The organism is Stenotrophomonas sp. 169 (genome assembly GCF_014621775.1).
Taxonomy (GTDB): Bacteria; Pseudomonadota; Gammaproteobacteria; order Xanthomonadales; family Xanthomonadaceae; genus Stenotrophomonas.
In genome coordinates this window covers 2540329-2561599 of sequence record NZ_CP061204.1, presented here as the reverse complement: position 1 = coordinate 2561599, position 21271 = coordinate 2540329, and the positions used below count along the sequence as shown (strand labels likewise).

19 protein-coding genes are annotated in these 21271 nt (G+C 66.7%); 16 read left to right on the top strand and 3 right to left on the bottom strand.

Annotation, left to right across the window (positions count from 1 at the left end):
* The first annotated feature begins 1 nt into the window (after position 1).
* Together secF and fabV are read left to right on the top strand one after the other, a co-directional pair.
* Positions 2 to 976, top strand: coding sequence for a protein translocase subunit SecF (secF, locus tag ICJ04_RS11015; RefSeq protein WP_188324305.1), 975 nt, complete (start codon positions 2 to 4; stop codon positions 974 to 976).
* Between the two features lie 323 nt (positions 977 to 1299).
* Positions 1300 to 2559 carry an enoyl-ACP reductase FabV gene (gene fabV, locus ICJ04_RS11010; RefSeq protein ID WP_188324304.1) on the top strand — a complete coding sequence of 420 codons (1260 nt, stop codon included), beginning with the start codon at positions 1300 to 1302 and terminating at the stop codon, positions 2557 to 2559.
* A 99-nt stretch (positions 2560 to 2658) separates the two neighbouring features.
* Here the strand turns inward: fabV and ICJ04_RS11005 are convergent, their stop codons facing one another.
* The 3 genes from ICJ04_RS11005 to ICJ04_RS10995 all read right to left on the bottom strand — a co-directional run bounded on the left by ICJ04_RS11005 (position 2659) and on the right by ICJ04_RS10995 (position 6557).
* The gene (locus ICJ04_RS11005) at positions 2659 to 4728 is read right to left on the bottom strand and encodes an EAL domain-containing protein (RefSeq protein WP_188324303.1); all 2070 of its coding nucleotides are present in this window, start codon (positions 4726 to 4728) and stop codon (positions 2659 to 2661) included.
* A gap of 90 nt (positions 4729 to 4818) precedes the next feature.
* Complete coding sequence (locus tag ICJ04_RS11000; RefSeq protein WP_188324302.1) at positions 4819 to 6003, bottom strand: NAD(P)/FAD-dependent oxidoreductase; 1185 nt, start codon at positions 6001 to 6003, stop codon at positions 4819 to 4821.
* 5 nt (positions 6004 to 6008) lie between these two features.
* Positions 6009 to 6557: a YaeQ family protein gene (locus tag ICJ04_RS10995; RefSeq protein WP_188324301.1), complete on the bottom strand. Its 549-nt coding sequence runs from the start codon at positions 6555 to 6557 to the stop codon at positions 6009 to 6011.
* 42 nt (positions 6558 to 6599) lie between these two features.
* On the opposite strand from ICJ04_RS10995, the gene ICJ04_RS10990 reads away from it, so the two are divergent.
* From ICJ04_RS10990 to ICJ04_RS10925, 14 genes are all read left to right on the top strand, one after another.
* A complete protein-coding gene (locus ICJ04_RS10990; RefSeq protein WP_188324300.1) occupies positions 6600 to 7547 on the top strand; it encodes a pseudouridine synthase in 948 nt (315 codons plus the stop codon).
* 215 nt (positions 7548 to 7762) lie between these two features.
* Entirely contained in the window at positions 7763 to 7972 is a 210-nt protein-coding gene (locus tag ICJ04_RS10985; RefSeq protein WP_042615064.1) for a cold-shock protein, read from the top strand.
* Positions 7973 to 8129: 157 nt separating this feature from the next.
* Positions 8130 to 8819 (top strand): glutathione S-transferase, encoded by a 690-nt coding sequence (locus tag ICJ04_RS10980; protein ID WP_188324299.1) that lies wholly within the window; start codon positions 8130 to 8132, stop codon positions 8817 to 8819.
* A gap of 44 nt (positions 8820 to 8863) precedes the next feature.
* Positions 8864 to 10429 carry a YdiU family protein gene (locus ICJ04_RS10975; RefSeq protein ID WP_188324298.1) on the top strand — a complete coding sequence of 522 codons (1566 nt, stop codon included), beginning with the start codon at positions 8864 to 8866 and terminating at the stop codon, positions 10427 to 10429.
* A gap of 225 nt (positions 10430 to 10654) precedes the next feature.
* A complete protein-coding gene (locus tag ICJ04_RS10970; RefSeq protein ID WP_188324297.1) occupies positions 10655 to 12166 on the top strand; it encodes a right-handed parallel beta-helix repeat-containing protein in 1512 nt (503 codons plus the stop codon).
* Between the two features lie 23 nt (positions 12167 to 12189).
* Positions 12190 to 13485 (top strand): carbohydrate porin, encoded by a 1296-nt coding sequence (locus ICJ04_RS10965; RefSeq protein ID WP_188324296.1) that lies wholly within the window; start codon positions 12190 to 12192, stop codon positions 13483 to 13485.
* Positions 13485 to 14366 (top strand): type I 3-dehydroquinate dehydratase, encoded by an 882-nt coding sequence (aroD, locus tag ICJ04_RS10960; protein WP_223202860.1) that lies wholly within the window; start codon positions 13485 to 13487, stop codon positions 14364 to 14366. Before ICJ04_RS10965 ends, aroD begins: the two co-directional genes overlap by 1 nt.
* 49 nt (positions 14367 to 14415) lie before the next feature.
* Positions 14416 to 15735, top strand: coding sequence for an MFS transporter (locus ICJ04_RS10955; RefSeq protein ID WP_223202859.1), 1320 nt, complete (start codon positions 14416 to 14418; stop codon positions 15733 to 15735).
* A gap of 169 nt (positions 15736 to 15904) precedes the next feature.
* Complete coding sequence (locus ICJ04_RS10950; protein ID WP_188324295.1) at positions 15905 to 16597, top strand: 3-oxoacid CoA-transferase subunit A; 693 nt, start codon at positions 15905 to 15907, stop codon at positions 16595 to 16597.
* Positions 16594 to 17241, top strand: coding sequence for a 3-oxoacid CoA-transferase subunit B (locus ICJ04_RS10945; protein ID WP_188324294.1), 648 nt, complete (start codon positions 16594 to 16596; stop codon positions 17239 to 17241). The genes ICJ04_RS10950 and ICJ04_RS10945 overlap by 4 nt, the downstream gene beginning before the upstream one ends.
* 7 nt (positions 17242 to 17248) lie before the next feature.
* A complete protein-coding gene (gene pcaF, locus ICJ04_RS10940; RefSeq protein ID WP_188327299.1) occupies positions 17249 to 18457 on the top strand; it encodes a 3-oxoadipyl-CoA thiolase in 1209 nt (402 codons plus the stop codon).
* 106 nt (positions 18458 to 18563) lie between these two features.
* Positions 18564 to 19274 (top strand): protocatechuate 3,4-dioxygenase subunit beta, encoded by a 711-nt coding sequence (gene pcaH / locus ICJ04_RS10935; RefSeq protein WP_188324293.1) that lies wholly within the window; start codon positions 18564 to 18566, stop codon positions 19272 to 19274.
* A 4-nt stretch (positions 19275 to 19278) separates the two neighbouring features.
* A complete protein-coding gene (gene pcaG / locus ICJ04_RS10930; protein ID WP_188324292.1) occupies positions 19279 to 19842 on the top strand; it encodes a protocatechuate 3,4-dioxygenase subunit alpha in 564 nt (187 codons plus the stop codon).
* 66 nt (positions 19843 to 19908) lie between these two features.
* The gene (locus tag ICJ04_RS10925; protein WP_188324291.1) at positions 19909 to 21264 is read left to right on the top strand and encodes a 3-carboxy-cis,cis-muconate cycloisomerase; all 1356 of its coding nucleotides are present in this window, start codon (positions 19909 to 19911) and stop codon (positions 21262 to 21264) included.
* Positions 21265 to 21271: the final 7 nt, after the last annotated feature.

The following is a 21271-nucleotide window of genomic DNA, read 5'->3' as shown; positions in this document are numbered from 1 at the left end:
CATGAAATTGTTTCCGCTCCACCTGATCCCGAACGATACAAAGTTCGATTTCATGCGCACCCGCTGGATCGCCATCGGCGTTGCCGTCCTGGTGTTCATCGTGGCCTTGGGCAGCATCATCGGCAAAGGCTTCAACTACGCACTGGATTTCACCGGTGGCACCGTGGTGGAAGTACGGTTTGACCGCCCGGCCGACGTCGATGCCGTTCGCGAACACCTGGAGACCGCCGGGTACGGCGGTGCCCAGGTGCAGAGCTTCGGCAGCGGCAGCAACCTGCTGATCCGCCTGCAGCCGCAGGCACAGGCAGAAGGCGAAAGCGCCGGCGATGCCAACAACCGCACCGCGGAAGCCGTACGTACCGCCGTGTCGCTGGAAGGCAACGCGGCGACCGTGCTGTCCTCGGAGTTCGTCGGTCCGCAGGTCGGCAAGGAGCTGGCCCTGAACGGCCTGTACGCGGCCTTGTTCGTGCTGGTCGGCTTCCTGATCTACATCGGTTTCCGCTTCGAGTGGAAGTTCGCCGTGGTCGCCATCATCACGACGCTGTTCGACGTGCTGGTGGTGGCGGGGTACTTCTCCCTGAGCGGCCGCGAGTTCGACCTGACCGTACTGGCCGGCCTGTTGTCGGTGATGGGCTTCTCGATCAACGACACCATCGTGGTCTTCGACCGCGTACGTGAAAACTTCCGCAGCCTGCGCGTCGAGCCGCTGGAAGTGATGAACCGTTCGATCAACCAGACCCTGTCGCGCACCATCATCACCTCGCTGGTGTTCTTCCTGTCCGTGCTGGCGCTGTACATCTACGGCGGCGGTTCGCTGGAAGGACTGGCCCTGAGCCAGATGATCGGCGCGGTGATCGGCACGCTGTCCTCGATCTTCATCGCCTGCCCGCTGCTGACCATGGGCGTCCTCGCGGTGACCAAGCAGGACCTGCTGCCCAAGACCAAGGACGTGGAAGCGCTCGCCCGCCGCCCGTAACCGTCCCCGCAGCAGTTGAACAAGAGAGCCGCACGAAAGTGCGGCTCTTTTTTTTGCTTGTCGCCCCCCCCCGCACACACCGCGGCGAGCAGGAAACCATCCGGAGGAGGTCGGAGGGTCCGTGCGGGACACTGTGAGGCAGGAGCCGAACGGCAGCCTACATGGACGTACTTGCGGCAGGTCCCGCGCGGACCCTCCGACCTCCTCAGCGCAGGCACCTGCATACGCCGCCGTCGGTTGTGCATAATCCCCCCGCACACTACGATTCCAGCGTTAAGCGTATGCGCGCCTCCGCGTTGCGCCTGTCCCACACCGAGGTATCCATGGTCATCAAACCGCGCATCCGCGGCTTCATCTGCGTCACCACCCATCCCACCGGCTGCGATGCGGCGGTCAAGCAGCAGATCGACTACATCAGCAGCAAGCCCAGGATCGTCAACGGTCCCAAGCGCGTGCTGGTGATCGGCGCCTCCACCGGCTATGGCCTGGCTGCGCGCATCACCGCCGCCTTCGGCAGCGACGCCGCCACCCTGGGCGTCTTCTTTGAAAAGCCCGGCAGCGAAACCAAGCCGGGCAGTGCCGGCTGGTACAACTCGGCCGCGTTCCACAAATACGCAGACCAGGCCGGGCTGTATGCCAAGAGCATCAACGGCGATGCGTTTTCCGATGAGGTCAAGGCGCAGGTCATCGCGACGATCAAGGCCGACCTGGGTGAAGTCGACCAGGTGGTCTACAGCCTGGCCTCGCCGCGCCGCCGACACCCCAAGACCGGCGAAGTGATCAATTCCACGCTGAAGCCGATCGGCGCGCCGATCACCCTGCGTGGGCTGGATACCGACAAGGAAAAGCTGACCGGGACGCACCTGGAACCGGCTACCGACGAAGAGATCGCCGGCACCGTGGCCGTGATGGGCGGCGAAGACTGGCAGATGTGGATCGATGCGCTGGCCGATGCGGGCGTGCTCGCCAACGGCTGCACCACCACCGCGTTCACCTACGTCGGCGAAGAGATCACCCAGGCCATTTACTGGAACGGCAGTATCGGCGCGGCCAAGAAAGACCTGGACCTGAAGGTGCTGGGCCTGCGCGAGAAGCTGGCGAAGATCGGCGGCGACGCGCGCGTATCGGTGCTGAAGGCAGTGGTCACCCAAGCCAGCTCGGCCATCCCGACCATGCCGCTGTACCTCTCGCTGCTGTTCAAGGTGATGAAGGAAAAAGGCACGCACGAAGGCTGCATCGAGCAGCTGGATGTGCTGTACGACATCCTTTACGGCGGCAAGGACGAGGGCACGGCAGTGGATCGTCTGCGCCGCGAACTGATCGACGGCGATGGCCGCACGGTACCCCTGATCGATGCAGAAGGCCGCCTGCGTGCGGACTACAAGGAAATGGTCCCGGAGGTCCAGGCCGACGTGCTGGCGCTGTGGCCGCAGGTGACCAACGAGAACCTGTACCAGATCAGCGATCTGGCCGGCTACAAGGCGGATTTCCTGCGTCTGTTCGGCTTCGGCGTGGAAGGCGTGGACTACGACGCCGACGTCGATCCGGACGTCAAGATCGACAACCTGGTCGACATGACCTGATGCCGCCCGCCGCGCATGGCGCGGCGGTTTTTGTCTACGGGCGCCGATGCGCCCCGCCGAGCATGGCTCGGCGCTACCGGTACTCCGGAGCGCCGTGCCTCAGCCGAACTCAAACTCCATTCGCGGCGTCGCTACGCCGACGAACTCGCCCTGCACGTAATCCACGCCGGCGCTGAACAACAAGGTCATCGAGTTGGCGTCGGTCACGAACTCGGCGATGGTGGCGATGTCCGCCGCCTGCGCGCGCGCGGTGATTTCCTTGATCTTCTCGAAGTTCTCGCGGGTGCTGGCCACGTCGCGGGTGAATCCGCGATCGAGCTTCAGGAACTGTGGCTGGAAGTGCGCCAGCAGCTGGAACGAATCCAGGCCGGAACCGAACTGCTCCAGGCCGATGCGGCAGCCTAACGGTGCCACGTCCTGCAGGAACTGCTGGGCGTTGCGCAGGTGGGTGAATACCTTCGATTCCGGCGTGTGCAACCACAGCCGCTCACCGGGCACACCATGGGCGCGTAGTTCGTCGTGAAGCACTGCGATCAGCTGCGGATCAGCGAAGGATTCCGGGGTGATCTTGACCAGCATGCTGGTCGTTCGGCCGGCACGCTGATGCTCGCCGAGAACGGCGATCGCGCGACGCACGACCCAGCGGTTGATGTCCGCCAGCAGGCCATGCTCTTCAGCGATGCCCAGGAAGGCCACCGGGCTCTGCAGTTCGCCGTTGTTGTCCAGCCGCAGGTAGGCTTCGTACAGCTCGCGCGGCTCGCCCTGCAGGTTCAACACGGGTTGGTAGTGCAGCTGGAAGCCATCGCCATCCAGTGCCTCGCGGATGCGCGATACCCAGCGCGCAATGCGCTCTTCCTCGACGCGGTCCGTCGCGCCGGGATCGAAGATGCGCACCGTGTTGCCCAGCTCGGAGGCATCCCGCACGCAGGTTGTGGCGCGGGCCAACACCTGGCCGATGCTGGCGATCTTCTCACCCACCTGCACGCCACCAATGCTGACGGTGACGGTCGCGGAGCGGTTGCCGATGCTGAAGACATGGGCGGCGTAGGCAGCGCGGATGCGCTCGGCAAGTGCAGACGTGTCGGCGAAGGCGCCCTCGAGCAGCACGCCGAAGCTGTGTTCACCGAAGCGCGCCAGCTCGGCCTGTTCGCCCACCGTGTCCTGCAGCAGGGCGGCCATGGCGGCGATCAAGGCATCGGCCGAATCCAGGCCGAAGTCCGGCAGCAGCCGGGCGTAGTGGTCCGGCTCGACCAGCAGCAGTCCGGCGCGGCCTTCGCTGCGGCCGGCCTGGGCGACGGCGTTCTCCACGCGCACCATGAACGTCGGCCGGTTCAACAGACCGGTCACCTGGTCGCGCTGGCGCAGCTCTTCCACCTCGCGGGCCAGTTCGGGGTCCAGTTCAAGGCGGCGGCGGAACACCACCTGCAGGCAGGTCTCACCCTCGTAAGTGGCCGCGGTGAACTCCATCGTGGCGGCAAACGCGGAGCCATCCTGGTGGCGCGCATCCACTTGGTACTGCGGCGGTGGCGCCTCGCCCTTGCTCAGGCCCTTCAACAGCTGTTTGAAGCCTTCAACGTGCTGCGCCGACACCATGTCCAGCAACGAGATGCCTTCCACATCGTCGAAATGCTCGAAGCCGAACATCTCCAGGTAGGCCTCGTTGGCACGGATGTGCATGCCTTCGTGGATGTACGCGATAGGGTCGCGCGACGAGGCGATCAGTGCATCGCAGCGGCGCTCGGTCTCGCGCATCTGCGCCTCGATGCGGCGCAGGCTGCGACGCGCCTGCAGATCCACCCACTGGTCGCGCACGACGGCCAGCAGGTGCTCCGGACGCGGTCGCAGGGCGAGGGCGCGGAAGCCGTGCGCACTGGCTTCCACCAGCGCGTCTTCCTCGATGTGGTCCACCAGCAGGATGAGCGGCACATCCTTGCCGCTGGCGGCAATCTGCTGGGATACCTGCGGCAGGCTGATCGACTGCGACGGCGTGGCCAGCACCAGGTCGATGGCCTGTGCGGTCAGGACCTGGCCCAGCTCCGCGGCGTCCTGCGGGCGCGACGGGCGGACGGCGATGCCACTGTTGCGCAGCGCGCTCACGATGGCTTCGGCGTTCTCGCCACTGTCATCCACGATCACCAGGCGCAGGGTGATGTCATTCGAGTTCTGCATTCATTGCTCCCCAAGCTGCGCATTAGATACACGATGCACGTCCGCAGGTCCATGCGCCAGCCCCTGGGGCGGACGGGAACTGCGCCATGCCTACACCACGCTGCCGGCGGCATGTCCGCTGGCCCACGCCCACTGGAAGTTGTAGCCGCCCAGCCAGCCGCTGACATCGAGCACTTCGCCGATGAAATACAGCCCGTCCACCTGCCGCGATTCGAAGGTCGACGAAGACACCTGTGCGGTATCCACCCCGCCCAAGGTGACCTCGGCGGTGCGGTAGCCTTCGGTGCCGCTGGCTACCAGCGGGAAGGCGCCCAGCAGGGCCGCCGCCTGCCGCAGTTGCGGTTCATCCAGCTGCTTGACCGGGCGATCCGGCAACCAGTGCTCGCACAGACGCTGTGCCAGCCGCTTGGGCAGCACATCGCCCAGTACCGTGCGCAGCGCCGCGTCCGGGCGGTCGCGCTTCATCTGGCGCAGCCAGTCCGCTGCATCCTGGCCGGGCAGCAGGTCTAGCTCCAGCGCGTCGCCCGGTTGCCAGAACGAGGAGATCTGCAGGATCGCCGGGCCGCTGATGCCGCGGTGGGTGACCAGCATCGCATTGCGGAACGACACCCCGTTGCTGCGTGCTTCCACCGGCAGCGCCACGCCGGCCAGGTCGGCCAGGCGTTGCTGGTGGGTACCACTGAGGGTCAGCGGCACCAGGCCGGCGCGGGTGGGCAGGACATCGTGGCCGAACTGGCGTGCGATCTCGTAGCCGAAGCCGCTGGCGCCCAGGCTGGGGATGGACAGCCCGCCGGTCGCCACCACCAGCGAAGCAGCGAAGATCACGCCATCGGCGGTGTGCACATGAAACCCATCACTGCCACGCTCGATGCGCTGCACCGCGCAGTCCGTGCGGATCTGCACACCGGCCTGCTGGCATTCGTCGACAAGCATCTTCACGATCTGCTTGGACGACACATCGCAGAACAGCTGGCCCAGTTCTTTTTCGTGATACGCGATGGCATGGCGCTCGACCATGTCGATGAAATGCCAGGGCGTGTAGCGGGCCAGCGCGGACTTGCAGAAGTGCGGGTTGGCTGACACGAAGTTGGCCGGCGTGGTGCCGGTGTTGGTGAAGTTGCAGCGGCCACCGCCGGACATCAGGATCTTCTTGCCGACCTTGTTGGCATGGTCGATGACCTGCACCACGCGGCCGCGCTTGCCGGCGGTCAGCGCGCACATCAGCCCGGCTGCGCCGGCACCGATCACCAGGACATCGCAACGGGGGGGCGCCACGCCGCTCACGCCTTGGCGGTTTTGCGCCAGACCGGAATGACGTCCAGCTGCATGTGGTCGGCGATCAGCTGTACTTCGGTGTCCTGGATCAGCACGCTCCAGCGCATCGCGCGCTGGATCTGCGTGGTCCACTGTTCTACGAACGGGGCGGGCAGGTCCAGTACCGACAGGTTGCCGAAGCGCTCCAGCGCCTTGCCCTGCTTCTGCCACCACACATCCGATGCGTGGCCGGCATAGTTGACGATCTGCACCTGCCGGCTGCGGTTGCAGGCCTTGCGGATGCGCGACTCGTCCGGGTGACCCAGGTCGATCCAGCGCAGGATCTCGCCGGTGTAATCGTGCTCCCACAGGTCCGGCTCGTCGTCGGTGCTCAGGCCACGGCCGAACTCCAGGCGATCCGCTGCGTTCAACGCGAAGGCCAGCAAGCGCACCATCAGGCGCTCGTCGGTCTCCGACGGGTGCTGGGCGAGGGTGAGGTTGTGGGTCGCGTAGTAGCCGCGATCCATGTCGCTGATCTGCAGCTCGGCCTTGCGGATGGTGGCGGTGAGGGCCATGGGGCTTCCGTGTACAAAGAGCACCATGATAATGGGTGGGCCATGATGCCGTCCGATCCGATGTACCCGCACGTTGCCGCCAGTCGCCTGCAGTTGCCGCCGGGGGCATGGGGCTGCCTGCTGGATGGGCTGTGCGCGCGCTTCCCGCGGATCAGTCGCGCGCAGTGGCTGGACCGGTTCGGCCGTGGGCGGGTGCAGGATGCGCAGGGCAGGGCGCTCGACCCTGCACAGCCGTGGCAGGTCGGTCTGGAGATCCGCTATTTCCGCGAGGTGGCGCACGAGCCGATCGTGCCGTTCGCCGAGCGCATCGTGCATCACGATGCGCACCTGCTGGTCGCCGACAAGCCCCACTTCCTGCCGGTGGTGCCGGCGGGCGGGCACGTCCAGCAGACGCTGTTGGCGCGCCTGATCGCCGCGACTGGCAATCCAGACCTGGTGCCCCTGCACCGGTTGGACCGGCTGACTGCGGGCCTGGTGCTGTTCTCGACGCGGCCCGGCAGCCGGGATGCCTACCAGCGCCTGTTCCGCGAGCGCCGTATCGAAAAGACCTATGAGGCGTTGGCGCCTGCGCTGCCTGCGACGGCGTTTCCGCTGCGCTACTGCAGTCGTTTGGAGCGCGGGACGCCCTTCCACCGCATGGCCGAAGTGGAGGGCGCGCCCAACAGCGAGACCGAGGTGGAGGTAATCGAGGGAACCGGTCCGGTCTGGCGTTACCGGCTGCGCCCGGTCACGGGCCGCAAGCACCAGCTGCGGGTGCACATGGCCGCCCTGGGGGCACCCCTGCAGGGAGATGATCTGTACCCGACCCTGGCTCCGCGGGACGCGGGGGACTACTCCCAGCCCTTGCAACTGTTGGCCCGGACGCTTTCATTCAGCGATCCGCTCAGCGGGGAGGTGCGCCATTTCTGCAGCGGATTGACCTTGGAGGAGCCGTGGCGAGGATCCCCCGGCAAGGCCACGGGGGCTGACACCAACGCGCCGGAAGCCTGAATTGGGCTTGATGAACGTCTCCGCTATCGCTTTTTAGTCCAAACACGCGTATTGTCCGTCCCACTGTGTTTGCTAGGGTCACCGTAAATCGTGGCCTGGTGCAGTTGATCTCACGATCTGCTCCATCGATCCGCTTTGCCAACGCCTGCAACTCAGTCTCGGCCCCGATATCCGGTGGCTGCGATTTATTTCATATTGTTTCAGGAGTTTCAAAGATGTCTGATCGTCAGAGCGGTACCGTGAAGTGGTTCAACGATGCCAAGGGCTTCGGCTTCATCACCCCGGAAAGCGGCCCGGACCTGTTCGTGCACTTCCGTGCCATCCAGGGCAACGGCTTCAAGTCGCTGCAGGAAGGCCAGAAGGTAACCTTCGTCGCCGTGCAGGGCCAGAAGGGCATGCAGGCTGACCAGGTGCAGGCGGTCTAATCCGCTTGCTACCTTAAGGTAGCTATGAACGCCGGAAGCGAAAGCTTCCGGCGTTTTTTTTTGCCCGCGTTCCAGCCGGGCGACGCCCTTGTTCGTCACGCTTCGCGCAAACGCTGCCCACTACGCTATGGGAACCCTTCATCGCGGATCCCCCTGCATGCGCATCGTCCACCACCTCGACAATTCCCGTTCCCTGCGCGTCCTGTGGGCGCTGGAAGAGCTCGGGCTGGACTACGAACTCAAGCAGTACGCGCGGGATGCCAAGACCATGCTCGCGCCTGCCGCGCTCAAGCAGATCCACGGGCTGGGCAAAGCCCCGGTGCTGCAGGACGGGACGCGGATGCTGGCCGAATCCGGTGCGATCCTGGACTATCTGGCCGATACCTACGACAAGGAGCGCGTGCTTTCCCCCGCGCCTCAGCCGTCCGGCACTGACGAGCGCATGGCGTACCGGTATTGGCTGCACTACGCCGAAGGTTCGGCCATGCCGCCGATGCTGCTGACGCTGGTGATGGCCCGCATCCGCAACGCGCCGATGCCGTTCTTTGCCCGCCCCATCGCGCGCGCCATCGCCGACAAGGCAGAGCAAGGCTTCGTCGGGCCACAGCGTCGCCTGCATTTGGACTGGATGGAGCAGCGGCTCAGCGAAAGCCCGTGGTTTGCCGGTCAGCGCTTCACCCTGGCCGACATCCAGATGAGCTTCCCCTTGCAGGCCGCAGGAAGCCGCGGCGATGGCCTGGCCGACAAGCCGGCGATCCGCAGCTTCCTGCAGCGCATCGAGCAGCGTCCGGGCTACCAGCACGCCGTGGCGCGTGGCGGCAGCCTGAAGGCGCTGGACGGCCGCTGAGGAAGCGACTTGCCGCCTCGCGCGGGCATCCCCATGTAGTCGGCATGGATACGCAATCGCCGCACTTCGACAACCGCCTTATCGCCACCCTGCCGGGGGATCCAGAGCAGGGGCCACGCCGCCGTGAGGTGATCGGGGCCGCGTGGTCGGCGGTCATGCCCACCCCGGTCGCCGCGCCGGGCACCCTGGCCGTCTGGCCGGAGGTCGCCGCGCTGCTCGGTCTGCCGGCTGCGTTCGTTGAAAGCAGTGAGTTCGCGGAGGTGTTCGGCGGCAACGCCTTGTTGGCCGGCATGCAGCCGTGGGCCGCCAACTACGGCGGCCATCAGTTCGGCCATTGGGCGGGGCAACTGGGCGATGGACGGGCGATCTCGCTGGGTGAACTGGTCGCTGCCGACGGACGCCACTGGGAGTTGCAGCTGAAGGGCGCAGGGCCGACGCCCTACTCGCGCGGGGCCGACGGTCGCGCCGTGCTGCGGTCGTCGATACGGGAGTTCCTGTGCAGCGAGGCGATGCACCATCTGGGCGTGCCGACCACGCGCGCGCTGTCGCTGGTCGGCACCGGCGAAGGTGTGGTGCGCGACATGTTCTACGACGGCCATGCAAAGGCCGAGCCTGGCGCCATCGTATGCCGCGTGGCGCCTTCATTCCTGCGCTTTGGCAGCTTCGAACTTCCCGCTTCGCGCGGCGATGTGGTGTTGCTGAAGCGGATGGTCGACGCGTGCATCGCCCGTGATTTCCCCGAGCTGCAGGGCAGTGGCGATGCGCTGTTGGGCGCATGGTTCGGCGCGGTGTGCACCCGCAGCGCGGAAATGGTCGCGCACTGGATGCGCGTGGGCTTCGTGCATGGCGTGATGAACACCGACAACATGTCGGTGCTCGGGCTCACCATCGACTACGGCCCGTATGGCTGGGTGGAGGATTTCGACCCGGAGTGGACGCCCAATACCACCGACGCACAGGGGCGGCGCTACCGGTTCGGCACCCAGCCACAGGTGGTGTTCTGGAACCTCACCCGGCTGGCGCAGGCGGTGGCACCGCTGTTCGCGGACGTGCAGCCGCTGCAGGCGGGATTGGACACCTTCCAGGTCACGTTGGCCGCCTGCACGCGACGCGACGTCGCCGCCAAACTCGGTCTGTCCGCGGCGGGCGAGGACGACCTGCAACTGCACCAGCGTTGGCAAGGACTGATGCAGGACGGAGCGATGGACATGACCCTGGCCTACCGGGCGCTGATCCGCTTCGATGTGACGCGTCCGGATGCCGCTGTGCTGGACGGCGTGTATTACGACCCTGCGCGCCAGGCCGCCGTCCATGCGTCGCTGCTGCAGTGGCTGGGCGACTATGCCGCGCGGTTGCGTGCCGATCCCTTGTCGGTATCGGAGCGGATGACGCGGATGACCCGCGCCAATCCCCTGTACGTGCTGCGAAACTGGCTGGCCCAGGAAGCGATCGAGCGTGCCGAGCAGGGCGATCTGGGCGGTGTGCGGGCGCTGCAGGAGGTCCTGCGTGATCCCTGCACCGAACGTGCCGGGCTGGAGCATTACGCCGGCAAACGCCCAGCGTGGGCGGATCACAAGGCAGGCTGTTCGATGTTGTCCTGCAGTTCCTGAGGAGCGCGGTGGAGTGCTCTTCTGTAAGACGATGGTACTACCCGTTCAGTTCGGTAATCGCACACATAGTCGATAAACGCACTTGAATGGTGCAGTGCGATAAAACTACTTTCATCCTCGTTCCAAGCGATCCACCCCTGGCGGGGCGAGGGCAGTGCCGAAGCGGTGCTGAAGCCAGGTGCAGGGGAAGACCGCCGGGATTCCTTCCACCTGTGCGGAGTTCGCATGCGCCGTCGTCTGTCTGCCGTTTCCCTGTTCCTGCTTGCCGTGCTGCCATCGCTGGCGCTGGCCTACCAGGCCGAACCGCCGCGCGAGGCGCTGCAGGTGCTGCGCGTGGACCGCTATGCCGACGATGCGGCGCCGGGTTCGCTGCGTTGGGCGATCACCACCGCCAACCAGGCTCCCGGCCGTCATCGCATCGAGATCGAAGCGGTCGGCCAGGCGCCCTACGTGATCCGCCCGGCGTCGCCGTTGCCGGAGATCATCGGGCCGGTGCAGATCATCGGCATGCCGTGGGGACGCGAGGGCGTGCACGTGGCCATCGATGGTTCGGCCTATGTCACCGGCACCGGCACTGACGCGTGCCCGGGTGCCGAGCCGGGTCAGTCGGGCACCAACGTGCGCACCACCACGCTGCCGGGACTGGTGCTGCGCGATACGCAGGGCGTGGAGCTGGCCGGGCTGGAGATCCGCAACTTCTGCATCGGCGTGCTGATCAACCGCGCCAGTCACAGCGAGATCCATGACAACCGCATCGTCGCCAACAAGGGCGGCGCCGGCATCATGCTCACCGGCGATGATGGCACGGGCCAATCCACGCCCACCACCACCGTGCACAACCGGATCGTGCGCAACGTGTTCCTGGACAACGGCGATGGCCTGGAGCTCACCCGCGGCGCGGCCTGGAACCTGGTCGCCGACAATCTGTTCCAGTCCACCGACGCCAATCCGGAACCTTCGCAGGGCATCGAAATCCTGTGGGGCAACGACAACAGCGTGGTGCGTAACCGCTTCGTCGATTACTCCGACGGCCTGCAGATCAACTGGGGCAACCGCAACTACATCGCCGCCAACACGTTCACCGGCAACTCGATCGGCCTGAGCATCACCGGTACCGGCAACGTGGTCGATGGCAACACCATCACCGGCAATGGCATCGGCATCGCCGTGCGTCCGCAACCGATCAGTGCACCGAACCGCTTCACCGCCAACCGGCTGGCCGGCAATGGCCTGCGCATCGAACGCTGCGAAGCCGGTGGTGCATGTGCGCCCGGTCAGGCACGCGGCGCGATCGTGTTCGGTGTGCCGGGGCTCGAACATGCCACGTTCGAAGGATCACGCGGCCGTGGCGTGGACACCGACCCATCCAAGCGTGCACGCATCTGCAGCGCCGCAGGCCAGGCCGACTGCCAGCCATTGGCCAACCTCGGCCAGGCCGCACCGACGCTGCAATCGGTGCAGGGCAGGGGCGCTGCCCGCGTCGTGCACGGTGTGTTCAACGGCGCGCCGGACCAGCGCTACCAGGTCGAACTGTTCGGTAACGCGGCAAAGGGCAGCAGCGAGGCCGAACGCGTGCTGGGTACGGTGCAGGCGATCACCGATGCGCAGGGGCAGGGGCGGTTCGAGGTGCCGCTGGCCGATGCGGCAGACGGCGCCGGGCTCGCCACTGTCACCGCGACGGTGACGTCCGCGTTGGGCGCCACCTCCCCGTTGAGCGCGCCGCTGGCGCTGCGCTGATGACCTCCTTCCGGAACCTTTCGATGACGTCCACTTCCTCCTGCCTGCGGACCACCGCCACCGTCGCCGCCCTCCTGATGCCGATGCTGGCCAGCGCGCAATCCGCCAACGCCTACAGCGGCCAGACGCTCACCGGTGACTGGGGCGGCACGCGCAGCGAGCTCGCCGCGCGCGGCATCACGTTCCGCGGCGACTACGTCGGTGAAGCGATGGGCGTGGTCGACGGCGGCTACGGTGAGACCGGCGCGCGCTACGCACAGCAGGTCCGCGTGGGCATGGACCTGGACATGGGCAAGTTGGCCGGGTGGGACGGCGGCATGCTGCACGTCACCCTCAATGATCGCCGCGGGCGCAGCACCTCGGTCGACTTCGTCGGCAACCGGTTCCCGATCCAGGAAGCCTACGGCGGTCAGTACACGCGCCTGACCGAGCTCAGTTACGACCAGAAATTCGCCGATGACCAGTCGTATTTCAAGCTGGGCTATTACGCGATGGGCAACCAGTTCGGGCTGCACAGCCTGTTGACGCATTTCGTCAACGCGGCGTTCTGCGCGCATCCGTTGGCAATGTCCGGCAACAGCGGCTGGTACAACTACCCGGTGGCGCGCTGGGGCGGTGAGATCGCCCAGCAGGTCAGTCCGGCGCTGAACGTGCGCACCGGCTGGTTCCAGGTCAATCCGAACCTGGGCGGCAACATCGAGCGCAACGCCTTCCGACCGTTCGCTTCGGGCACCACCGGGTCGTTGTTCCCGGTAGAGCTGACCTGGACGCCCGGCAAGGGCGGTAATCATCCCGGCGTCTACAAGTTCGGCGGTTACTACGACACCTCGCGCGTGCCGCGGCGCGGCCTGGAACCGACCGCTACCACCGGCCGCCATGGCGGCTACGTGCTGGCCGAACAGCGTCTGACCCGTGAGGCCGGTGACCCGGAGCGGGGCCTGACCGCCTTTGCCCAGTACATGGTCTCCGACACCGATACTGCGCAGATCCGTCGCTGGTATGCCGTGGGCGGTGTCTACCAGGGCATCGGCTCACGGGCCCAGGACAGCATCGCGCTGGGTTACGTCGGTGCTGACATCAATCGTCGCCTGATCGATGACCGCCGCGCCACGCTGGTCGAGGCGGGTGTACCCGGCGATTCGTCGCTGTACCACCTCAGCCAGGCCGAGGAACTGTTCGAGCTGTCCTACAGCGTGCAGGTCAATCCATGGCTGATGATCCGCCCGGACGTGCAGTACATCGTCAATCCGGGCACGTTCGCCTACACCCGCACCGACAACGCCTGGGCGCTCGGCGTACAGGCCAAGGTGACCTTCTGATGCGTTTCTTTTCTTGCCTGGTGACTCCCATGCGCGCGCTGACGCCCCTGCTGCTGACCGTGGCCTGTGCCACCTCGATTACTGCGGTACAGGCCGCGCCGCCAGCGGTGGCGCCGTTGCAGATCGGCACGCTGCGCATCGGCGAGGGCATGCCCAAGACGATCGTGCCGATTACCGGGGCGACGGCGGAGCAGGCACTGCAGCAGGCTGCGGTGATCGCCGCCAGCGCGTCCACCGATATCGCCGAGTGGCGGATCGATTACCTGGACATCGCCACCGACGGCACCGCCTTGCTCGCGCTCGGCAAGCGCATCGAGCAGGCGTTGGCAGGCAAGCCGCTGATCGTGACCTTCCGCACCCAGGCCGAGGGCGGCAGCAAGGCGATCCGCGATGCCGACTACGGTGCGCTGTACGCCACCCTGCTGCGCGGCGGTTTCGTGCAGATGCTGGACGTGGAGATGTTCCGTGACCCGCAGGTGGTGCAGTCACTGGTCAGCGCGGCGCACCAGGCCGGTGCCAAGGTGGTGATGTCCAGTCATGATTTCCACGGCACGCCACCGCGCGAGGAAATCGTGGCGCGCCTGCTCAGGCAGCAGGCGATGGGAGCGGACGTGCTGAAGATCGCGGTGATGCCGCGCGACGCCGGTGACGTACTGGCACTGCTGGATGCCACCTGGCAGGTGCGCCAGCAGAGTGACCGTCCGTTGCTGACGATGGCCATGGGCGGCACCGGCGTGGTCTCGCGGCTGGCGGGGGAAACCTTCGGCCAGGCGATGACCTTCGGCATGATCGGCACGTCCTCCGCGCCCGGACAGGTCGACGTAGAGCAGCTGCAATCGGTGCTGCAGGTCATCCATGCATCCAGCCAGGCCGGCCGTTGAAGCGCGCCTGCCAGCTCCTTTCCGTCGTGTGTCGTCGCAGGTATTCCGCATGAGCAGTGCTTCCGTAACCGCCCCACCGCTGGTCCTGGAAAAAATGACGTCGTTCCAGTGGACGGCCATCGCCATCTGCGTGCTGTTGAACATGCTCGATGGCTTTGACGTGATGGTGATGGCGTTCACCGCACCCCACGTGTCCAGTGACTGGGGACTCTCCGGCAAGGCACTGGGCATGATGCTCAGCGCCGGGCTGGTCGGCATGGCGCTGGGCTCCTTCCTGCTGGCGCCGCTGGCTGATCGTTGGGGACGGCGGCCGATGATCATGTGCTGTCTGGCGATCCTGACCGTGGGCATGGCGCTGTCGGCGCTGGCCGCCACGGCCTGGCAGCTGGCCGCGTTGCGGGTGTTCACCGGTATCGGCATCGGCGGCATGCTGGCCGGCGTCGGGGTGATCACCGCCGAATATGCCAATGCCAAGTGGCGCAGCACCGCAGTGGCCCTGCAGGCGACCGGCTACCCGATCGGTGCCACGTTGGGCGGCGTGCTGGCCGCGTGGATGCTGCAGCACTTCAGCTGGCACAGCGTGTTTCTGATCGGTGCGGCGGCCTCGCTGCTGTGCATCCCGCTGGTGCTGGCGTGCCTGCCCGAATCGCTGGATTTCCTGATCGCACGGCGTCCGGCCGACGCACTGCCTCGCTTGAACAAGTTGCTGGCGCGGATGCAGATGCCCGCGCTGCAGACGCTGCCGCCGGCGCCGTCGCGCGGAGGTGGGCGCAAGGGTTATGCCGCGTTGTTCGTCGGTGACCTGCGCCCGGTGGCGGTGTTCATCGCGCTGGCGTTCTTCCTGCACATGTTCGCGTTCTACTTCGTGCTCAGTTGGACGCCCAAGCTGCTGGTATCTGCCGGCGTTTCGGCACAGCAGGGCATCACCGGCGGGGTGCTGCTGAACCTCGGTGGCATCGTCGGCGGCAGCCTGTTCGGGTGGCTGGCCTCGCGCTGGGCGCTGTCACGGCTGACCGCCGCCGCCCTGCTGATGGCGATGATCGGGATGCTGGTGTTCGCCGGTTTCAACACCACGCTCGGCGTCGCCTTCCCGGTGGCCTTCGTGATCGGTGCGGCGCTGTTTGCCGCGATGGCCGGCCTGTACGCGGCCGCGCCGGTGGTATTCGCTGCGGATGTACGCACTACCGGGCTGGGCTGGGCGATCGGCATCGGCCGGGTCGGCGCCATCCTGTCGCCCCTCAGTGTCGGCCTGCTGGTGGATCGAGGGTGGCCGCCGTCCGCACTTTACGTGCTGTGCGCGCTGCCGCTGGGGCTGGCGGCATGGGCCTGCCTGCGGCTGCGGGTCGGCGTGGGGCAGGCACGCACATGACCGAGGGGTCGGTAAGTGAAAGCATGTTCGATTATCGAACGGCATGTCCGAATATCGGATTGACCGTCCGGGCCCGCATGACGACCATGTCGGTATCCGGTTTTTCTTCGTACGTCGCATCACCGCCTGCCGTTACCGGCAATGCAGGGATGGTGCAGGGAGCAATGCAGTGATCGACAAGACCGTGGCCGATGCAACAGCTGCAGTGGCCGATATCCACGATGGTGCGACGGTGATGATCGGCGGGTTCGGTACCGCCGGCATGCCCGATGCGCTGATCGAGGCGCTGATCGAACAGGGCGCGCGCGAACTGACCATCATCAACAACAATGCCGGCAACGGCGATTCCGGCCTTGCCGCGTTGATCCGCCACAAGCGCGTGCGCCGCATCGTCTGCTCGTTCCCGCGGCAGGCCGATTCGCAGCATTTCGATGCCGCCTACAAAGCCGGTGAGATCGAACTGGAACTGGTGCCGCAGGGCAACCTGGCCGCGCGCATCCACGCTGCCGGCTCGGGGTTGGGCGCGATCTTCACGCCGACCGGCTATGGCACGCAACTGGCCGAAGGCAAGGAAACGCGCGAGATCGACGGACGCCACTACGTCCTGGAGCTGCCGCTGCATGCCGATTTCGCGCTGATCAAGGCGGACCGCGGCGATCGCTGGGGCAACCTGGTGTACCGCAAGACCGCGCGCAATTTTGGCCCGCTGATGGCGATGGCCGCGCGCTGCGCGATCGTGCAGGTGCGTGAGGTAGTGGCGCTGGGTGGGCTGGATCCGGAAGCCGTGGTGACGCCTGGCATTTTCGTGCAGCGGGTGGTCGCCATCGGCGCTGCGCCGGCTGCAGAAAGGAGCGCGGCATGAACCGTCTGAGCCGCCAGCAGATGGCTGCACGCGTGGCGCGCGACATTCCCGAAGGGGCCTACGTCAACCTCGGCATCGGCCTGCCGACCACCGTGGCCAACTTCCTGCCGGCCGACAAGGAAATCCTGCTGCAGAGTGAGAACGGTCTGCTTGGGATGGGCCCTGCGCCCGATGCCGGCGAGGAAGACCCGGACCTGATCAATGCCGGCAAGCAGCCTGTGACGCTGTTGCAGGGTGGCTGCTATTTCCACCACGCCGATTCGTTCGCGATGATGCGCGGCGGCCACCTGGATATCTGCGTGCTCGGCGCCTTCCAGGTGTCGGCACACGGCGACCTGGCCAACTGGAGCACCGGGGCGGCCGATGCCATTCCCGCCGTCGGCGGTGCGATGGACCTGGCGATCGGTGCAAAGCAGGTGTTCGTGATGATGGACCTGCTGACCAAGCAGGGCGAGAGCAAGCTGGTTGCCGAATGCAGCTATCCCTTGACCGGCCTGCGCTGCGTATCGCGTGTGTATACCGATGTCGGCGTATTCGACGTGGGTGCCGCGGGTGCGCGCGTGGTGGAGATGGTCGAGGGCGCCAGCCTTGAGCTGCTGCGCGAGCTGACCGGCCTGCCGCTGCAGATGGCCGAAGGAGCCTGACATGAGCCTGCACGATACCTACATCGTCGACGGCATCCGCACGCCGATCGGTCGCTACGCCGGCGCACTGGCCGGCGTCCGTGCCGATGATCTCGGCGCAGTCCCGCTGAAGGCGCTGCTGGCGCGTCATCCGGGGCTGGATCCGGCGCTGATCGAAGAGGTTTACCTGGGCTGTGCGAACCAGGCTGGCGAAGACAACCGCAACGTGGCGCGCATGAGCCTGCTGCTGGCGGGCTTGCCCGTTACCGTGCCCGGCAGCACGGTCAACCGCCTGTGCGGCTCCGGACTGGATGCCATCGGTACGGTGGCCCGCGGCATCGCCGCCGGCGAGTTGGGGCTGGCCATTGCCGGTGGCGTGGAGTCGATGTCGCGCGCACCGATGGTGATGGGCAAGGCCAGCACCCCGTTCGCTCGTGATCAGATGCTTGAAGACACCACGATGGGCTGGCGTTTCATCAACCCGCGCCTGCGCGAACTGCATGGCGTGGAGACCATGGGTCAAACCGCCGAGAACGTGGCCGAGCGCCATGCGATATCGCGCGAGGACCAGGACCGGTTCGCGCTGCGCAGCCAGCAGCGCGCGGCGGCGGCGCAGCAGGCGGGCTTCTTCGACGGCGAGATCGTCGCGGTCGACGCGCCGGGCCGTAAGCGCGGCGAAACGGTGCGCGTCGAGCACGATGAACACCCGCGCGCGGACACCACGCTGGAGGCGCTGGCCCGGCTGAAGCCGCTGTTCCGCCAGCCCGGCACCGTCACCGCCGGCAATGCATCGGGCATCAACGACGGTGCCGCCGCGCTGCTGCTTGCTTCCGCAGCACAGGTGCATGCCCTGGGCCTGACGCCGCGCGCGCGCATCCTCGGCTTTGCCAGTGCCGGCGTGGAGCCATCGGTGATGGGCATGGGCCCGGTGCCGGCGACGCGCCGGCTGCTCGCGCGGCTGGGCTTGTCGATCACCGACTTCGATGCCATCGAACTGAACGAGGCCTTCGCCTCGCAGGGCCTGGCCTGCCTGCGCGAACTCGGCGTCGCCGACGATGCGCCGCACGTCAACGCCAACGGCGGTGCGATCGCGCTCGGCCACCCGCTGGGCATGAGCGGCGCTCGCATCGTGCTCACCTTGATGCGCCAGCTGGAAGCCACTGGCGGCCGACGTGGCCTTGCCACCATGTGTATCGGGGTCGGCCAGGGCGTGGCGCTGGCCATCGAGCGGGTGTGACCCGTGCTTCCCCCATCCTGTTTCACGGCCGCCGCCCGCCCTGCGTGGCAGCGTGCGCGAATGCATCAGCCGCGGCCTGCGGGCCGCCAGCCAACCGGAGTACGCGATGAGCGATCCCACTGAACTGCGCGGCTATCGAAAGCCGTATCCCGGCACCCAGCCGCCCCGCATCCACCTGCCGTACGCGTCCACCGCGAAGCGCGGGCCCAGCCGTGATCCGATCGCGATCCCGGTAACGCTGTCCGAGGCGACCGGCCCGACCCTGAACCGCATCACTTTGGGCGAGCATGCGGCCGATCTCACCGCCGGGTTCGCCGGCGAACCGCTGGGCGAGCGCATCATCGTCAGCGGCCGCGTGCTGGATGAGAACGGGCGTCCGGTGCGCAACAGCGTGGTGGAGGTGTGGCAGTGCAATGCGGCCGGTCGTTACCTGCACAAGGGCGACCAGCACGATGCACCGCTGGATCCGAACTTCAAGGGCACCGGCCAGGTGCTGACCGATGCGCACGGCCGCTACCGCTTCACCACCATCAAGCCCGGTGCGTATCCGTGGCGCAACCACTACAACGCGTGGCGCCCGGCACACATCCATTTCTCTCTGCACGGCGAAGGCATTGGCCAGCGCTTGGTGACCCAGATGTATTTTCCGGGCGATCCACTGCTGGACTACGACCCCATCTTCAACTGCGTGGATGACGCCAAGGCGCGTGCGCGCATGGTGTCGGCATTCGACTGGGAAACCAGCGCCAACGAATTTGCCCTCGGCTACCGCTTCGACATCGTGTTGCGTGGCCGCAAGATGACCGTGTGGGAGTGAACCAATGAGTTTCCAATCTACCCCGTGGCAGACCGTTGGGCCGTACTACCGTCTGGGCCTGGAACCGCTGTACCGCACCGATATCGCACCGGCCAGCGCGCTCGGCGAACGCGTGGAAGTACGCGGGCAGGTGTTCGACGGCACCGGGCTGCCGGTATCCGATGCCGTGCTGGAAATCTGGCAGGCCGATGCCAAGGGAATCTATGCCCATGCCGAGGATCCACGCCGCGACGACCACGACACGGCCTTCGATGGCTGGGGACGGGTGCCCACCGATGAGAACGGGCGCTTCGCCTTCAGCACGATCAAGCCGGGCAGCGTCGCCGGGCCCGGTGGCCGCGCACAGGCGCCGCACCTGGTGGTTCTGGTATTCATGCGCGGCCTGCTGCGCGCAGCCAGTGCACGGCTGTATTTCAGTGACGAGCCGCGCAATGCAGAGGACCCGATCCTGCTGCTGGTGCCGGCGGAACACCGTGGCACGCTGCTCGCGCAGGCGCAGGGCGATGGCTTGTACCACTGGAACGTGCACATGCAGGGACCGGACGAGACGGTCTTCTTCGATTACTGAGCGGTTCTCCACGCCCGCTGATCGCGGGCGTGGGTAAGCTGGTCCCCTCTGGATGGATGGCGGTACATGAGCGAAACCCATTCCCTGCTCGGGGACCTGTTCGGCGATCCGATCGTCGATGCCGGGTTCACCGATGCCGCACGCCTGCAGGCGATGCTTGATGTGGAGCGCGCGCTTGCACACGCGCAGGCGCGCTGCGGTGTCATTCCGCAGACGGCGCTGCCCGCCATCGAAGCGTCCTGCCACGCCCACCTTTACGACATCGCGACGCTGGCCCAGGCCACGGCATTGGCAGGAAACCCCGCCATTCCGCTGGTCAAGGCACTGACCGCGCGCGTGCGCGCCGATGACGCCGACGCCGCGCGGTGGGTGCATTGGGGCGCCACCAGCCAGGACATCATCGATACCGGTGCGGTACTGCAACTGAGGCAGGCGCTGGGCCAGATGCAGGCGAAACTGCAGCACCTCTGTGCCGCACTGGCCGCATTGGCCAACGCCGAGCGTGATACCGGCCTGCCGGGACGCACCCTGCTGCAGCAGGCCGTGCCGGTCACCTTCGGACTGAAGGCGGCGGGTTGGCTGGATGCCCTGCAGCGCAGCCAGCAACGGCTGCAGTCGCTGCATGCCGATACGCTGGTGCTGCAGTTCGGCGGGGCCGCCGGCACGCTGGCGTCGCTGCAGGGACGCGGCCTGGACGTGGCGCAGGCGCTGGCCGAGGAACTGCAGTTGCCGTTGCCGGCGCTGCCCTGGCATGCCGCCCGTGACCGCATCGCCGAACTGGGCAGCGTGTTCGCGCTGCTGGTCGGCAGCCTGGGCAAGATCGCCACCGATATCGTGCTGCTGATGCAGTCTGAAGTGGCAGAAGCCTTCGAACCGGCGGGCGAGGGCAAGGGCGGATCGTCGGCGATGCCGCACAAGCGCAATCCGGTTGGCTGTGTGGCGGCGATTGCCGCGGCCACCCGCGTGCCCGGATTGCTGTCCACGTTGTTCAGCGCCATGCCGCAGCCGCACGAGCGCGCCGCCGGGCAATGGCATGCGGAATGGGAAACCGTGCCGGAGATCGTTCGCCTGTGCGCCGGCAGCCTGGCCCAGGTCACGGTGGTGGTGCAGGGTCTGCAACTGGACCGTGCGCGCATGCAGCAACACCTGGGCAGTCACGGTGGCCTGCTGTATGCCGAGGCGGTAGCGGTCACCCTGGCGGAGCAGGTCGGCAAGACGGCCGCACACGCACTGGTGGAGCAGGCCGCGCAGCAGGCGCTTGCCCGTTCGCAGCCCCTGCGCGAGGTGCTGCAGTCAAATCCAGAAGTCACCCGGCATCTGGGCAGCGACCAACTGGATGCGCTGTTCGCCGCCGACAGCTGGCGTGGCATGGCCGATACGTGGATCGACCGCGTGCTGGCGCGCGTCCCCCACCATGATTGATGGAGCA

What these genes read in the sequence shown, in the direction of transcription:
- secF (WP_188324305.1), top strand. Translation starts at nt 2, where the DNA reads ATGAAATTGTTTCCGCTCCACCTGATCCCGAACGATACAAAGTTCGAT.
- fabV (WP_188324304.1), top strand. Translation starts at nt 1,300, where the DNA reads ATGGTCATCAAACCGCGCATCCGCGGCTTCATCTGCGTCACCACCCAT.
- ICJ04_RS11005 (WP_188324303.1), bottom strand. Translation starts at nt 4,728, where the DNA reads ATGCAGAACTCGAATGACATCACCCTGCGCCTGGTGATCGTGGATGAC.
- ICJ04_RS10995 (WP_188324301.1), bottom strand. Translation starts at nt 6,557, where the DNA reads ATGGCCCTCACCGCCACCATCCGCAAGGCCGAGCTGCAGATCAGCGAC.
- ICJ04_RS10990 (WP_188324300.1), top strand. Translation starts at nt 6,600, where the DNA reads ATGATGCCGTCCGATCCGATGTACCCGCACGTTGCCGCCAGTCGCCTG.
- ICJ04_RS10985 (WP_042615064.1), top strand. Translation starts at nt 7,763, where the DNA reads ATGTCTGATCGTCAGAGCGGTACCGTGAAGTGGTTCAACGATGCCAAG.
- ICJ04_RS10980 (WP_188324299.1), top strand. Translation starts at nt 8,130, where the DNA reads ATGCGCATCGTCCACCACCTCGACAATTCCCGTTCCCTGCGCGTCCTG.
- ICJ04_RS10975 (WP_188324298.1), top strand. Translation starts at nt 8,864, where the DNA reads ATGGATACGCAATCGCCGCACTTCGACAACCGCCTTATCGCCACCCTG.
- ICJ04_RS10970 (WP_188324297.1), top strand. Translation starts at nt 10,655, where the DNA reads ATGCGCCGTCGTCTGTCTGCCGTTTCCCTGTTCCTGCTTGCCGTGCTG.
- ICJ04_RS10965 (WP_188324296.1), top strand. Translation starts at nt 12,190, where the DNA reads ATGACGTCCACTTCCTCCTGCCTGCGGACCACCGCCACCGTCGCCGCC.
- aroD (WP_223202860.1), top strand. Translation starts at nt 13,485, where the DNA reads ATGCGTTTCTTTTCTTGCCTGGTGACTCCCATGCGCGCGCTGACGCCC.
- ICJ04_RS10955 (WP_223202859.1), top strand. Translation starts at nt 14,416, where the DNA reads ATGAGCAGTGCTTCCGTAACCGCCCCACCGCTGGTCCTGGAAAAAATG.
- ICJ04_RS10945 (WP_188324294.1), top strand. Translation starts at nt 16,594, where the DNA reads ATGAACCGTCTGAGCCGCCAGCAGATGGCTGCACGCGTGGCGCGCGAC.
- pcaH (WP_188324293.1), top strand. Translation starts at nt 18,564, where the DNA reads ATGAGCGATCCCACTGAACTGCGCGGCTATCGAAAGCCGTATCCCGGC.
- pcaG (WP_188324292.1), top strand. Translation starts at nt 19,279, where the DNA reads ATGAGTTTCCAATCTACCCCGTGGCAGACCGTTGGGCCGTACTACCGT.
- ICJ04_RS10925 (WP_188324291.1), top strand. Translation starts at nt 19,909, where the DNA reads ATGAGCGAAACCCATTCCCTGCTCGGGGACCTGTTCGGCGATCCGATC.